The sequence below is a fragment of the Rhizobium sp. SEMIA4064 genome (assembly GCF_003025035.1).
Lineage (GTDB): Bacteria > Pseudomonadota > Alphaproteobacteria > Rhizobiales > Rhizobiaceae > Rhizobium > Rhizobium paranaense.
Window position 1 is genome coordinate 1 of the sequence record NZ_PYJN01000013.1, and the last position, 13,177, is coordinate 13,177.

Here is a 13,177-nt window from a genome sequence, read left to right on the forward strand (position 1 = left end):
CCCGCCCATATTGGGCTGAACCCCCTCGCCCATTTCTCCCCCCCCCCCGCCCCTCCTTTTTTTTAAGATTTGCGATCTTTCCCCCCGCCCTTCGCCGGGATGGTGCCCCCCCCCCCCCCCCCCCGGCAATCGTCGCTCATTCCTTCGCCATCCAGCAACGGTACAGAACGTTCCGTATCTCTCAGGTCGGGCAATTCCGCCCGCACGCGCAGCGCAGAACAAGTCCGTCCAAATTTGCGGTATGAAGCAGGACGTCTCTCAATCTCGTCCGCATTCGATTCTCTTTTGTCATTCCGCTGCAATCTTGCTGGCAAATAATCGGCGCTGCCGATTCTCGATCGAATCGGCGACGGCGGAATCATCGACTCGCGATGCCATGTTGAGATGGCGAAGGTGGATTCGCTTGTTCCGCACTGTTGATAGCTATCCCGGCAAATGCCGAAATGGCGAACATCACGTCGCGGCAGCCATGGATTTGCCCTGAATCGGCCATTGTGACGGCCGGGCCTGTCGCCGCGTCCTCATTGAGAATTGGCCTGTAAGTGCCGGTACCGTAAGGGATTTCTTAACAGAATATAAAGAAATGGAGCATCCGCATCGTGGACTTGTGTCCTTTCGGCAACAGGAATTAGGGAAGGCTCACGCAAATCCCCCTTTCCGGTAAGATGTAGATTGCGTGACAGTTCGCGTCTTGTATTTTCAATCTCGGAAGCGAGGGCGATTGATCGTCCACTTCTTGAAACACGAGGATGGGGCAGGGAATGCCTTCGGGTAGTTCTCATTCTCGATTGAAACTTTGACTGGAGGTCAATAATGAACATCAAGAGCCTTCTTCTCGGCTCCGCTGCTGCCCTCGCAGCAGTTTCCGGTGCTCACGCGGCTGACGCTGTTGTTGCCGCTGAGCCGGAGCCGCTCGAATACGTTCGCATCTGCGACGCATACGGTGCAGGCTACTTCTTCATTCCGGGCACCGAAACCTGCCTCAAGATCGGCGGTAAGGTTCGTACGGAAGGTGAATGGTACGACGCTTACAACCCGAACAACGTTCGTGGCACGCTTTGGCATACCCGTGCTGAGCTCAACATCAACACGGCGACCGACACCGAATATGGTCCGCTGAAGACCAACACCATCCTGCGTTGGGATTGGCAGGAAGGCGGCTCCACGAGCACGAACCTTCTCTGGGCATACATCAGCCTCGGCGGCTTCACCGTTGGTAAGACGGACTCCTGGTTCAACCAGTTCACTGGTTACGCTGGCGACGTCATCAACGACGACGTGGTCTATGACGGCCCGTACGAACTCAACCAGATCACCTACAACTACGACGCCGGCAACGGCTTCACGGCTGTGATCTCGTTGGAAGACAGCAACTCTGGCGTTGGCGCACATGGCTCTAACGGCGAAGACAGCTCGGATCACTACGCTCCGGACGTCGTTGCCGGTGCTGGCTACAAGGCTGGTGCATGGTCCTTCAAGGTCGTCGGTGGTTATGACTCCATCGTCGAAGAAGGCGCTATCAAGGCTCGCGTCGATGCTGACTTCGGCGTCTTCTCTGCCTTCTTGATGGGCGGCTGGAACACGGACGGCGACAAGCTGAACAAGTACGCTGGCTCGAACGGTGGCGGCGACGCTGCTGACATCGGCTGGGGCGACTGGGCAGTTTGGGGCGGCGTTGGCGTTCCGATCAACGACAAGCTGAAGTGGAACCTGCAGCTCGCTTACACCGACTCCAAGATCTTCGCCGCTACGACGAACATCAAGTGGAACCCGGTTAAGAACCTGCTCATCGAGCCGGAAGTATCCTACACCAACTGGGATTCGATCAACGAAGACCAGTGGGCTGGTATCCTCCGCTTCGAGCGCACTTTCTAATCTGATTTGACCTCGGTCAAAATCTGATTGTCACATTTGTGACGAAAAGCCCGGCTTTCGAGCCGGGCTTTTTGCATTCTGTGCCCGTCGATCGCGGTTGTTTCGAATACCGGAGAGACGCTGAATATTATTTTCCAACTTTAGAATATGCTAATTAAGTATAGATTTGCAACTTGAGTGTTTTTTGAGAGTAATGCCAAGTAGAGTCCGATTTTAAAACTTGGAAACTATGTGACAGTTTTGCGACGTGATTTTTGTGCAACGCGAAATTCGAAACGAACGTCACATATGATTATAGTTTGTCTCTGATATTGCTCTGAAAAATTCGATCTGTAGGTTCGCAAATCGGAAGCGAGACTTATCGTCTTGGTTCTCCCAGATCAGGGGTCAACTTTGAACACAGGGTGGGGTAGGGCCCGTCGATTTCTCGGCGCGAATTCTCATACCTAATCGATATTTAGAACTGGAGTTATTATGAACATCAAGAGCCTTCTTCTCGGCTCCGCTGCTGCGCTGGCAGCAGTTTCCGGTGCTCATGCAGCCGATGCCGTCGTTGCTGCCGAGCCGGAGCCGCTTGAATACGTTCGCATCTGCGACGCTTATGGCGCTGGCTACTTCTTCATTCCGGGCACCGAAACCTGCCTCAAGATCGGCGGCATGGTCCGTACCGAAGGCGGCTGGTACAACGCCTACAATCCAGGCCCGGGCGGCGACCGCGGCACCTACTGGCACACCCGCGCTCAGCTCAGCGTCGACACCGCAACGGACACCGAATACGGTCCGCTGAAGACCAACACCGTCTACCGTTTCGACTGGAACGACGGCAACGCTACGACCACCAAGCTGCTCTGGGCTAACATCAGCCTCGGCGGTTTCCTGGTTGGTAAGCAGGACTCGCAGTACAACCTGTTCGCAGGTTATGCCGGCGACGTCATCAACGACGACGTGGTCTATGACGGCCCGTACGAACTCAACCAGATCACCTACAACTATGACGCAGGCAACGGCTTCAAGGCTGTCGTCTCGCTCGAAGACTCCAACTCCGGTTCGGATTCGTCTTCCTACGGCGGTGCTTGGGTTCAGTCCAAGGCTGACCACTATGCACCGAACGTTGTTGCCGGTGTTGGCTACAAGGTCGGCGGCTTCGGCTTCAAGGTTGTCGGCGGTTACGACTCGATCGTCGAAGAAGGCGCCATCAAGGCTCGCGTCGACGCCGACTTCGGCGCCTTCACTGCCTTCTTGATGGGCGGCTGGAACACCGACGGCGACAAGCTGAACCAGTACGCTGGTTCGAACCTGAACGCATCTGCTTGCCCGGTTGGCCGTGGCGATCTCTGCGGCTGGGGTGACTGGGCTGTTTGGGGTGGCGTTGGCGTTCCGATCAACGACAAGCTGAAGTGGAACCTCCAGCTCGCTTACACCGACTCGAAGATCTTCGAAGCCACGACGAACCTCAAGTTCAACCCGGTTAAGAACCTGCTCATCGAGCCGGAAGTTACCTACACCAACTTCGATTCTGTGAACCAGGATCAGTGGGCCGGTATCCTCCGCTTCCAGCGCAGCTTCTAATTCGGTTTTCAAAACCGAATTTGACATAGCCTACACTCTGATCCGACCTCCGATCAGAAGGGATTGGCCCGGTTTTCCCAACCGGGCCTTTTCTTTTTCCGCCGGGCATGTCGGTGGTGCTATGCGAGGGCTTAGATGGTTGCGAGAAAATGCCGGATTGCCGCCGGAATATCTGCGAGATGCAGGATGGGGGCATGTCCTTGCCCGACGGCGATCCGTGTCGCCAAGCCCGGATGCCGCCTTGCCATCTCCTGGACGGTCGCTGCCGCCAGCAGTTTCGAATTCTCGCCGCGAATCACCATCAAGGGAATCGTCTGAAACGCTTCGAACTGCGGCCAGAGATCCGGCAGCGGCGCTTCAAGGTCGAGCGACTTCATTTGCGCGGCAATAGCGGGATCGAAATCGGCAAGGACTTTTCCATCGCTGACCGTATAGATCGCCCGCGCCATGTCATGCCAATCGTCTTCCGTCAGCGCTGTGAAAGCACAGCCGTGATTTTCCTTGAGGATTGCGACAGCCTCGTTCCAATCGGTCGGCTTCCTGTCTCGGTTCAGATAGTCGCGGATATTGCCGAGCCCTTCTTTTTCCAAAACGGGACCGATGTCGTTGAGAATGACGGCCTTCAGGATATCGGGATGGCTTGCGGCCAGCAGATGCAGGACGAGACCGCCGCGTGACGTGCCGATGAAGACGGCTTTCGGTATGTCGAGGGCGACGCACGTTGCGAGCACATCCTGGGCCTCGACGGCGAGATTGTAGTGGCTTTTGTCGTCGTCCCAGGCCGACAATCCGCGCCCACGGAAATCGAGCGTAATCACCCTGCGCGGTGCCACCGGATCACGCGATAGAAGCAGCGCCAGATCGTGAAAGTCCCGAGAGTTGCGGGTCAGACCCGGCAGACAAACGATCGGCGGCAGGCTTGAGCTCGACGAATCGCCACCGTAATCGCGTGCGTAGAGCCTTAGCCCGTCCGGCGCCGAAATTGTTCTGCTGACAAAGCCGCTTTCATCGTCATTGCGCATGGATAGCCCTCGTGAATGGCGTTTCACGAGGGATGTAACGCGATTTCATCGTTTTGAACAATCGCGCCTGTGCCGGTGCGGAACTCAGCCGCGTCCGTCGATCAGATCGTGCTCGATATCAGTCTTCTGCCCAAGTCGGGCCTTGTAGACCTGATAATTCTCCATGACGCGCTGGACATAGTTGCGCGTTTCAGGGAAGGGGATGCGCTCGATCCAGTCGACGACATCGTCGATCGATTTGCCGCGCGGATCGCCGTAGCGGTTGACCCACTCCGGAACCTTGTTCGGGCCGGCATTGTAAGCAATGAAGGTCAGAATGTAGGAGCCGCCGAAGGCATCGATCTGCTCGCCAAGATAATGCGCTCCAAGCGTGGCGTTGTAGCCGGCATCCTGCGTCAGCTTGTCAGCGGAATAGGCGATGCCGTGACGGCCGGCGACGGCCTTGGCTGTCTTCGGCAGAAGCTGCAGCAGACCGCGCGCATTGGCGGAGGAGACTGCTGCCGGGTTGAAGGCGCTTTCCTGCCGGGCGATGGCGTAGGCGAGCGCCTTGCCGGAGCCGGAAATATTGGCACTGTCGGGAATGACGCCGATGGGGAAGGCAAGGGCTGCGACATCGACGCCGCGGCCATAGGCGATCTTGCCGACCTGCAAGGAAAGCTGATGATTGCCGGAGCGCTCGGCCTGTGCCGCCAGCATGGCGATTTCACCGGGGCTCTGCAATTGTTTGGCCAGCGCTCGATAAAGGGCGTCAGCCCGCCAGCCATGACCTGCCACTTCGAGATGCGCGATGGCCCGGACGGCTTCGCGCGCTTGGAAGCGCTGCCGGTCTTCTGTCGTTGGCGAGGGGTAGGTGACGTTCAGCGTCCGCCGGCCCAATTTTTCGGCCGCGAGCTGACCATAGAATGTGCTCGGGTAGGAGGCTGCCTTGGCATAAAAATCCGCCGCCCTGCCAGGCCCGCCCGCTTCGGTGGAGCGGCCAAGCCAATACCAGGCGCGCGACATCGAGATCGGGCCGTTCGACACCTGCAGAATCTTGCGGAAATGCGTTGCGGCTGTCGCTCCGTCCTGCATTCCGCGCAGCGCATACCAGCCGGCGTGGAATTCCGCCTCGCCGACATCCTGCGGGCTCTCTGCAACATTGGCGTCGACGACGCGATACGCTGCTTTGAATTCGCCTTGATCCACCAGGCCGCGGCTGACGATGCGCTGTTCATCCCACCATTGGCTGGCATTGACGAGTACGCTGCGGTCGCGCGGCATCTGCATCAGAAGATTGGCGGCATCGTCATATTTGTCCTGGCGACGCAGGTTCTCGACCTGCATGAAGAGATAGGCAGGGTCCTTGCGCCATTGCGGATCGATGGTGGCCAGCAAAGTCCCGGCATTGGCGGAGCGATTGTTGATCGCCGCCCAGGTCTTATAGAGTGATTGCGCCTTGCCGAGATCGCCGAAACGCTTCGCCTGGGCGGTGCGGCCGCGATAAAGCAGATAGTCCATGCGCGCCTTGTGATCGGCAGGCGTCAGAAGGCTGGAGAATTCGGCAAGGATCTTGTCTTCGAAGGGCTTGTCTAGCCCCTCATTGCGCCAGATCCTGCGGATAAGCTTGGCGGCTTGCGCCGATGAACCGCGCGAAACCAGCGCGCGCGACAGGATAACCGCGCCTTCCGGAGTTTCCGGCTGCGTATTGCCAAAGGCGGCAAGCACTTGATCGGCCGGCGGATTTTCAGTGTAAAGCGCGCGTTCGGAATTGCCGCGCAGGCTGGCGAGGCCCGGCCAACCGGCAAGTTCACGCGCCGCTGCGGCGATTTCGCCGGAGGGAACACCGGGCTGGCCGGACGTGGCGATTGCCCAGGTCAGAATGTGGCGATCGAGCGTGCCCTGGCTCATGCTGTTGCGGATGGCGAGCGCCTGCATCGGGTTCTTGCCGGTGAGGGCGTCGAGACCGGCTTTCAGGTCGCCGCTGACGGGAGCAATCGCAGAGCCGCGCGGGATAGATCCGGTATTCAACGGATCCGGCACGGTCATCGCCACATCGGTCGTTTCTTGGGTTGCTGTCTGTTCGCCAGGAAGCTGTGAGGCAAAAGCGCTCCACGCGACCGCCATGCCCATAGCGGTCAAGATCACGACAGGTCTTTTCATCCGGCTACTCACAACAAAAAACAGGCCCCCTCCATTTGCCGAAGTTTATATTAACGAAACCTTAGCGTTGGCCCGAATTTCAATCAATTATGATATCGGAAACTGCCCTTTACCATCGAAAGCGCGCTTGTCGCCGTCAAGTGGGCGCTCTATGGTGCGCGGATTCATAACCATGGATTGCGGCTGAAGCATGAAAGCGGCGCCGCGAGGAGACTTGCATGTTCCAGGGGTCCATTCCCGCACTCGTTACGCCCTTCACTGACGCCGGCAAGGTGGATGAAGCATCCTTCGCTTCCCATGTCGATTGGCAGATCAAAGAGGGCAGCAGCGGGCTCGTTCCCGTCGGCACGACGGGTGAATCGCCGACCCTGTCGCATGATGAGCATAAGCGCGTCGTCGAACTTTGCATCGAGGTGGCTGGCAAGCGCGTGCCGGTCATGGCCGGCGCCGGCTCCAACAATACCCGCGAAGCGATCGAGCTTGCCCTGCATGCCGAGAAGGTCGGCGCCAACGCGGTTCTGGTCGTCACACCCTATTATAATAAGCCGACGCAGAAGGGGCTTTACGCACATTTTTCGGCCATAGCCGAAGCGGTGAAGCTACCGATCTATATCTACAATATTCCCGGCCGTTCGGTCGTCGACATGACGCCTGAGACGATGGGCGCGCTTGCCAAGGCGCATTCCAATATCGTCGGTGTCAAGGATGCAACGGGCAAGATCGAACGCGTTTCCGAACAGCGCATCACCTGCGGCAACGACTTCCGCCAGCTTTCCGGCGAGGATGCGACGGCGCTTGGCTTCAATGCCCATGGCGGCGTCGGCTGTATCTCGGTGACCGCCAATGTCGCGCCGCGCCTCTGTGCCGAATTCCAGGCGGCGACGCTTGCCGGCGACTATGCCAAGGCGCTGGACTATCAGGATCGCCTGATGCCGCTGCATAAGGCGATCTTCATGGAACCGGGCCTCTGCGGTGCGAAATACGGCCTTTCCCGGCTTGGCCGGATGAGCCGCAATGTGCGCTCGCCGCTACTCTCGACACTGGAGCCCGGCACGGAGGCGGCCATCGACGCCGCCATGCGCCATGCCGGCCTGTTGAACTGACGGCACGCCAACGCGCTCATGAAATCCTCTATCGAGACCGCTCTCTTCACAAGGAGGGCGGTCTCGCTTATTTAAGGTTTGAAACCTTATCGCCGGTGGCCGCTGCCGGAATTGATGTACGAAAAAGAAGAAGAACCATGGCACCCAAAGGCAGCCAACGTGTGGTGAAGAAGATTGTCGCGGAAAACCGCAAGGCACGCTTCAACTACGAGATCATCGATACCTACGAGGCAGGGCTCGTGCTGAAAGGCACGGAGGTCAAATCGCTGCGCGAAGGCAAGGCTAATATCGCTGAATCCTATGCCTCCGATGAGGATGGCGAGATCTGGCTGATCAATTCCTATCTGCCGGAATATCTGCAGGCAAACCGCTTCAATCATGAGCCGCGCCGCCGCCGCAAGCTTTTGCTCTCCGGCCGGGAGATCGGCCGGCTGCGTTCAGCCGTCAATCGCGAAGGCATGACGCTGATCCCGCTGAAGATCTATTTCAACGATAGCGGCCGCGCCAAGCTGGAGTTGGCTCTCGCCAAGGGCAAGAAGATCCACGACAAGCGCGAATCCGAGAAGGAACGCGACTGGAACCGGCAGAAGAGCCGGCTGCTCAAGGATAATGGGTGAAATAAGCAAATGCGGAGCTTCATCTCGGCCTTACCGGCGAGATGAAGCTCCGCATTTCTTCGATTACTCGTCGACCTCGACGGCAGGCGCCGGTTCGACCGGGCGCTGCGGGCGCTCGGAGGGGTCGCGGCCGATTTCCGCCTTCAGCGATACCAGATCGATGAAGTGATCGGCCTGACGACGTAGGTCGTCGGCGATCATCGGCGGTTGTGTGGCCATCGTAGAGATGACGGACACTTTGCGGCCGCGGCGCTGCAATGCTTCCACCAGGGTGGTGAAATCGCCGTCTCCGGAAAAGATGACCAGATGATCGACGGTTTCCGACTGTTCCATGGCGTCGATTGCCAGCTCGATGTCCATGTTGCCTTTGATCTTGCGGCGGCCCATGGAGTCGGTGAATTCCTTCGCCGGCTTGGTAATGACCTTGTAGCCGTTGTAGTCAAGCCAATCGATGAGCGGCCGGATCGAGGAATATTCCTGGTCTTCGATAAGTGCGGTGTAGTAATAAGCCCGAAGCAGATATCCGCGCTTCTGGAAGGCCTTCAGCAGCTTGCGATAATCGATATCAAAACCAAGACTTTTCGATGCAGCGTAAAGATTGGCGCCGTCTATAAAAAGTGCAATTTTTTCGCGTGGGTCGAACATCGCTTACATATCCATTGTTACCAAAACGCAATTACTTTTACCCAAAATGCAGTCAAAACAATGACTTGTATGACGCCCAAGAATAATTCGTATTACTTTATGAATTATTCATATATCCGAGATTTAGGGCACGATTTATGATATTCCAAGCAACTGTAGGTTGAATACGTAATTTGTCTAATGAATTTTAGCCCATTGTGGAGGGATTGGCAGCCCTGAAGCAGGAAAAACTTGAATTTGCCATCGTTTGCTTGTATCGGGCGTGCTACTCCGAGACATGATGACGACATCACGACCGCAAAGGACAGGCAATGGCCCGTGTCACAGTAGAAGATTGCATTGATAAAGTAGAGAACCGGTTCGAGCTCGTGCTGCTTGCCAGCCATCGTGCTCGCCTGATTTCGCAGGGTTCCTCGATCACCATCGACCGCGACAACGACAAGAACCCTGTCGTCGCGCTGCGCGAAATCGCCGACGAGACCCTGTCTCCCGATGATCTGAAGGAAGATCTGATCCACTCGCTGCAGAAGCACGTCGAAGTCGATGAGCCCGAGCCCGATCCGGCAAGCCTGCTGGCCGCTGGCGGCACTGCTTCGGCTTCGGGCGACGAGGAAGAAGATCAGCCGGAAGCCGTTACTTTCGACCAGATGTCGGAAGAAGAGCTTCTTGCCGGTATCGAAGGCCTTGTTCCGCCAGAAAAAAGCGACGATTACTGATCGTCACGCTTGATGCTCTAACCAAGAGCGATATGATGAAATAATGCGTGCGCCGGTCGTATGACTGGCGCGCTTTTATTTTGCGGGAGTAGCTTGGGAATGATGCGGCAGTACGAGCTTGTCGAGCGTGTGCAGAAATACAAGCCCGATGCCAATGAAGCGCTTCTCAACAAGGCCTATGTTTATGCGATGCAGAAGCATGGGCAGCAGAAGCGCGCCAGCGGCGATCCCTATATTTCCCATCCTCTCGAAGTTGCCGCCATCCTGACTGACATGCGTCTGGATGAATCGACGATCGCTGTCGCTCTCCTCCACGATACGATTGAAGACACGACCGCGACGCGGGCTGAAATCGACGAACTGTTCGGCGAGGATATCGGCCGGCTAGTCGAAGGTCTGACCAAGATCAAGAAGCTCGACCTCGTCACCAAGAAGGCGAAGCAGGCTGAAAATCTCCGTAAGCTGCTGCTCGCCATTTCCGACGACGTCCGCGTTCTCCTAGTCAAACTGGCCGACCGCCTGCACAATATGCGCACGCTCGACCATATGTCGCCGGAAAAGCGCGCCCGCATTTCCGAAGAGACGATGGATATTTATGCGCCGCTTGCCGGCCGCATGGGTATGCAGGATATGCGTGAAGAGCTGGAGGAGCTTTCCTTCCGCCACATCAATCCGGAGGCGCATGACACGGTCACCAAGCGCCTCGAAGAACTGTCGCGGCGCAACGAAGGCCTGGTGAAGAAGATCGAGACGGAACTGCGCGACCTGCTGGTCGCCAACGGCCTCGCCAATGCCATGGTCAAGGGCAGGCAGAAGAAGCCCTATTCGGTCTTCCGCAAAATGCAGTCGAAGTCGCTTTCCTTCGAACAGCTCTCCGACGTCTATGGTTTCCGCCTGCTTGTCGACGATGTTCCTTCCTGCTATCGCGCACTCGGCATCGTACATACGCGCTGGCGCGTCGTGCCTGGCCGGTTCAAGGATTATATTTCCACGCCGAAGCAGAACGACTACCGTTCGCTGCACACCACCATCGTTGGTCCGTCCAGCCAGCGCATCGAGCTGCAGATCCGCACCAAGCGCATGCATGAGATCGCCGAATTCGGCATCGCTGCCCATACGCTCTATAAGGACGGCACCAACAATAACGGCGACGGTGAGCTGCTGTCGCGCGAAAGCAATGCCTATTCCTGGCTGCGCCATACCATCGAGGCGCTGGCCGAAGGCGACAGCCCCGAAGAATTCCTCGAACACACCAAGCTGGAACTTTTTCAGGATCAGGTCTTCTGCTTCACGCCGAAGGGTAAGCTGATCGCCCTGCCGCGCGGCGCAACGCCGATCGATTTTGCCTATGCCGTGCATACCAATATCGGCGACACCACTGTTGGCGCCAAGATCAACGGTCGCATCATGCCGCTGGTGACGCGTCTGACCAATGGTGACGAAGTCGAGATCATCCGCTCCGGCGTGCAGGTGCCGCCGGCCGCCTGGGAAGAGATTGTCGTGACCGGCAAGGCGCGCGCCGCCATCCGCCGCGCAACCCGGCTTGCCATCCGCAAGCAATATGCCGGCCTCGGCCATCGCATTCTGGAGCGCACCTTCGAGCGCGCCGGCAAGGTCTTTTCGCGGGAAGCGCTGAAGCCGGCGCTGCACCGCCTCGGCCAGAAGGATGTCGAGGACGCGATTGCCGCCGTCGGGCGAGGGGAGATGTCCTCTCTCGATGTGTTGCGTGCCGTCTATCCCGACCATCAGGATGAGCGCGTTACGATCAAGCCCGCCGGCGACGAAGGCTGGTTCAACGTCCGCAGCGCAGCGGGCATGATCTTCAAGATCCCCGGCAAGACCAAGGCCGATCTCGCCGCCAGCGTCGAGGGCGTCGATGCCTTGCCGATCCGCGGTCTCGCGGCGGATGTCGAGGTGCATTTCGCCCCGACCGGCGCCGTTCCCGGCGACCGTATCGTGGGCATCATGGAAAAGGGCAAGGGCATCACCATCTATCCTATCCAGTCGCCGGTCCTGCAGCGTTTCGACGACCAGCCCGAACGCTGGATCGACGTGCGCTGGGATCTGGATGAGGCCAACAAGTCCCGCTTCACCGCGCGCATTCTGATCAATGCGTTGAACGAGCCGGGCACGCTTGCCAAGGTCGCGCAGACGGTCGCCGATATCGACGTCAACATCCGCCTTCTCAACACGGTGCGCGTTGCCGCCGACTTTACCGAGATGGCGCTGGATGTCGAAGTCTGGGATTTGCGCCAGCTCAATCAGCTCCTGGTGCAGCTTAAGGAGCTCGATTGCATCGCCACCGTGAAGCGGCTTTACGAATAATTAGCCTTCCCGGCTTCGATTGCGGCAAATTGCATAGTTTGTGATCATTTTATGGTCAACTTCGCGTGGATTCTGGCGAAGGCATGCGCCATTTGCATGGCTGCCTCTATTTATGAGCTGTGGTAATTAACTTTTGTCATGCCTATCTTCTGGTTATCGAAGAAACGAAACAGAGAAGAGAGAAGACAATGTTTGGTCCGATCAAGAAAATCGCCCGCGCCCTGCGCGTTCCGAGTGCTCAAGAACGTGAAATGGCCTACCTGAATGGCTCGCACGACCGTTTTGATCTTGAATATCGTCAGCGTCAGGTCGATCAGGGCATCTTTCGCCAGCGTTAATCGCTGACAATACTTCCAAAGTGGGAAGGGGCGTGCCTGTTGCCACGCCCTTGGAGCGTCCCGCCGAAAACAGGCAGGATGATTCGCGTCAAATAAAGCCAGAGCGGCCTGTTTCTATTCGTTGAACGTGTGGCACTCTGGAGAGTATATAGGCGCTGCGGTCGGATAATCGACGCATGATATGCTTCGCCGCCCTTGTCATGACGGCCCTCCCTGCACTAGATAAGCCGCATGTTATTTCGCCGCCGAAAACCACTGACCTTGAGTGAAAAATTGCGGGAGCACCTTTGGCCCCGCAAAGGTTTCGTTCGTTCGTTCCAATATTTTGGAAAGCGCTTGGTGCGCCTTGCCGCTTCGCCGCATTCGGTGGCCGCTGGCTTTGCCGCGGGCATCGTCGTGTCCTGGACACCCTTCATCGGCGTGCACGTCATCATGGCGATCATCATCGCCTATGTCATAGGCGGCAACGTGATTGCGGCCGCGCTTGGTTGTCTGGCGGCCGGCAATCCCATCACCTATCCTTTCATCTGGGGCCTCACCTGGGAAATCGGTCATCTGATCCTGGCGCGCGACAGCGGCCAGAGTGGCGGCATCGATTTGCCGGCGCTGTGGCATAAGGGCGATCTCCTGCAGCTTTGGGACCCGATCCTGAAGCCGATGCTGATTGGCGGCATTCCGCCGGCAATCGTCTCCGGCGTCGTCGTCTATGCACTGACCTATTATGGCGTGAAGAGCTTCAAGACCCGCCGCAAGGCCCGGCTGATGGAGCGGGCGCGCGAACGCCTGGCCCTTGCCGAGAACGCATCGAGCGTCTGACGGAACGCGACG

The 13,177-nt window shown here is 57.8% G+C and carries 11 protein-coding genes; 8 read left to right on the forward strand and 3 right to left on the reverse strand.

Going from position 1 to position 13,177, the window contains the following annotated elements; all coding sequences use genetic code 11:
* Positions 1-813: 813 nt before the first annotated feature.
* Both C9E91_RS06555 and C9E91_RS06560 read left to right on the forward strand, forming a co-directional pair.
* Positions 814-1,875 (forward strand): porin, encoded by a 1,062-nt coding sequence (locus C9E91_RS06555; protein WP_107107563.1) that lies wholly within the window; start codon positions 814-816, stop codon positions 1,873-1,875.
* Between the two features lie 474 nt (positions 1,876-2,349).
* Entirely contained in the window at positions 2,350-3,444 is a 1,095-nt protein-coding gene (locus C9E91_RS06560) for a porin (RefSeq protein WP_107107564.1), read from the forward strand.
* Positions 3,445-3,575: 131 nt separating this feature from the next.
* Here C9E91_RS06560 and C9E91_RS06565 read toward each other — a convergent pair whose 3' ends face one another.
* Positions 3,576-4,466, reverse strand: coding sequence for an alpha/beta fold hydrolase (locus tag C9E91_RS06565; RefSeq protein ID WP_107107565.1), 891 nt, complete (start codon positions 4,464-4,466; stop codon positions 3,576-3,578).
* 84 nt (positions 4,467-4,550) lie between these two features.
* Positions 4,551-6,605, reverse strand: coding sequence for a lytic transglycosylase domain-containing protein (locus tag C9E91_RS06570; RefSeq protein ID WP_107107566.1), 2,055 nt, complete (start codon positions 6,603-6,605; stop codon positions 4,551-4,553).
* A 218-nt stretch (positions 6,606-6,823) separates the two neighbouring features.
* Here C9E91_RS06570 and dapA point away from each other — a divergent pair, with 218 nt between their 5' ends.
* Positions 6,824-7,708 (forward strand): 4-hydroxy-tetrahydrodipicolinate synthase, encoded by an 885-nt coding sequence (gene dapA / locus C9E91_RS06575; protein ID WP_107107567.1) that lies wholly within the window; start codon positions 6,824-6,826, stop codon positions 7,706-7,708.
* A gap of 137 nt (positions 7,709-7,845) precedes the next feature.
* Positions 7,846-8,325 carry an SsrA-binding protein SmpB gene (gene smpB / locus C9E91_RS06580; RefSeq protein WP_107107568.1) on the forward strand — a complete coding sequence of 160 codons (480 nt, stop codon included), beginning with the start codon at positions 7,846-7,848 and terminating at the stop codon, positions 8,323-8,325.
* 63 nt (positions 8,326-8,388) lie between these two features.
* Here the strand turns inward: smpB and C9E91_RS06585 are convergent, their stop codons facing one another.
* The gene (locus tag C9E91_RS06585; protein ID WP_028753432.1) at positions 8,389-8,970 is read right to left on the reverse strand and encodes a LabA-like NYN domain-containing protein; all 582 of its coding nucleotides are present in this window, start codon (positions 8,968-8,970) and stop codon (positions 8,389-8,391) included.
* 311 nt (positions 8,971-9,281) lie between these two features.
* On the opposite strand from C9E91_RS06585, the gene rpoZ reads away from it, so the two are divergent.
* The 4 genes from rpoZ to C9E91_RS06605 all read left to right on the forward strand — a co-directional run bounded on the left by rpoZ (position 9,282) and on the right by C9E91_RS06605 (position 13,165).
* On the forward strand, positions 9,282-9,686 hold the full coding sequence (gene rpoZ / locus C9E91_RS06590; RefSeq protein ID WP_028753431.1) for a DNA-directed RNA polymerase subunit omega: 405 nt from the start codon (positions 9,282-9,284) through the stop codon (positions 9,684-9,686).
* A gap of 99 nt (positions 9,687-9,785) precedes the next feature.
* Positions 9,786-12,011, forward strand: coding sequence for a RelA/SpoT family protein (locus tag C9E91_RS06595; protein WP_107107569.1), 2,226 nt, complete (start codon positions 9,786-9,788; stop codon positions 12,009-12,011).
* 188 nt (positions 12,012-12,199) lie between these two features.
* Positions 12,200-12,349 (forward strand): DUF3563 family protein, encoded by a 150-nt coding sequence (locus C9E91_RS06600; RefSeq protein ID WP_107107570.1) that lies wholly within the window; start codon positions 12,200-12,202, stop codon positions 12,347-12,349.
* Between the two features lie 231 nt (positions 12,350-12,580).
* Positions 12,581-13,165 carry a DUF2062 domain-containing protein gene (locus C9E91_RS06605; protein ID WP_107107571.1) on the forward strand — a complete coding sequence of 195 codons (585 nt, stop codon included), beginning with the start codon at positions 12,581-12,583 and terminating at the stop codon, positions 13,163-13,165.
* Positions 13,166-13,177: the final 12 nt, after the last annotated feature.

Bases quoted from the DNA above. Each gene is read 5' to 3' on its own strand.
- dapA (WP_107107567.1), top strand. From the start codon at position 6,824: ATGTTCCAGGGGTCCATTCCCGCACTCGTTACGCCCTTCACTGACGCC.
- smpB (WP_107107568.1), top strand. From the start codon at position 7,846: ATGGCACCCAAAGGCAGCCAACGTGTGGTGAAGAAGATTGTCGCGGAA.
- C9E91_RS06595 (WP_107107569.1), top strand. From the start codon at position 9,786: ATGATGCGGCAGTACGAGCTTGTCGAGCGTGTGCAGAAATACAAGCCC.
- C9E91_RS06570 (WP_107107566.1), bottom strand. From the start codon at position 6,605: ATGAAAAGACCTGTCGTGATCTTGACCGCTATGGGCATGGCGGTCGCG.
- C9E91_RS06555 (WP_107107563.1), top strand. From the start codon at position 814: ATGAACATCAAGAGCCTTCTTCTCGGCTCCGCTGCTGCCCTCGCAGCA.
- C9E91_RS06605 (WP_107107571.1), top strand. From the start codon at position 12,581: ATGTTATTTCGCCGCCGAAAACCACTGACCTTGAGTGAAAAATTGCGG.
- C9E91_RS06585 (WP_028753432.1), bottom strand. From the start codon at position 8,970: ATGTTCGACCCACGCGAAAAAATTGCACTTTTTATAGACGGCGCCAAT.
- C9E91_RS06600 (WP_107107570.1), top strand. From the start codon at position 12,200: ATGTTTGGTCCGATCAAGAAAATCGCCCGCGCCCTGCGCGTTCCGAGT.
- rpoZ (WP_028753431.1), top strand. From the start codon at position 9,282: ATGGCCCGTGTCACAGTAGAAGATTGCATTGATAAAGTAGAGAACCGG.
- C9E91_RS06560 (WP_107107564.1), top strand. From the start codon at position 2,350: ATGAACATCAAGAGCCTTCTTCTCGGCTCCGCTGCTGCGCTGGCAGCA.
- C9E91_RS06565 (WP_107107565.1), bottom strand. From the start codon at position 4,466: ATGCGCAATGACGATGAAAGCGGCTTTGTCAGCAGAACAATTTCGGCG.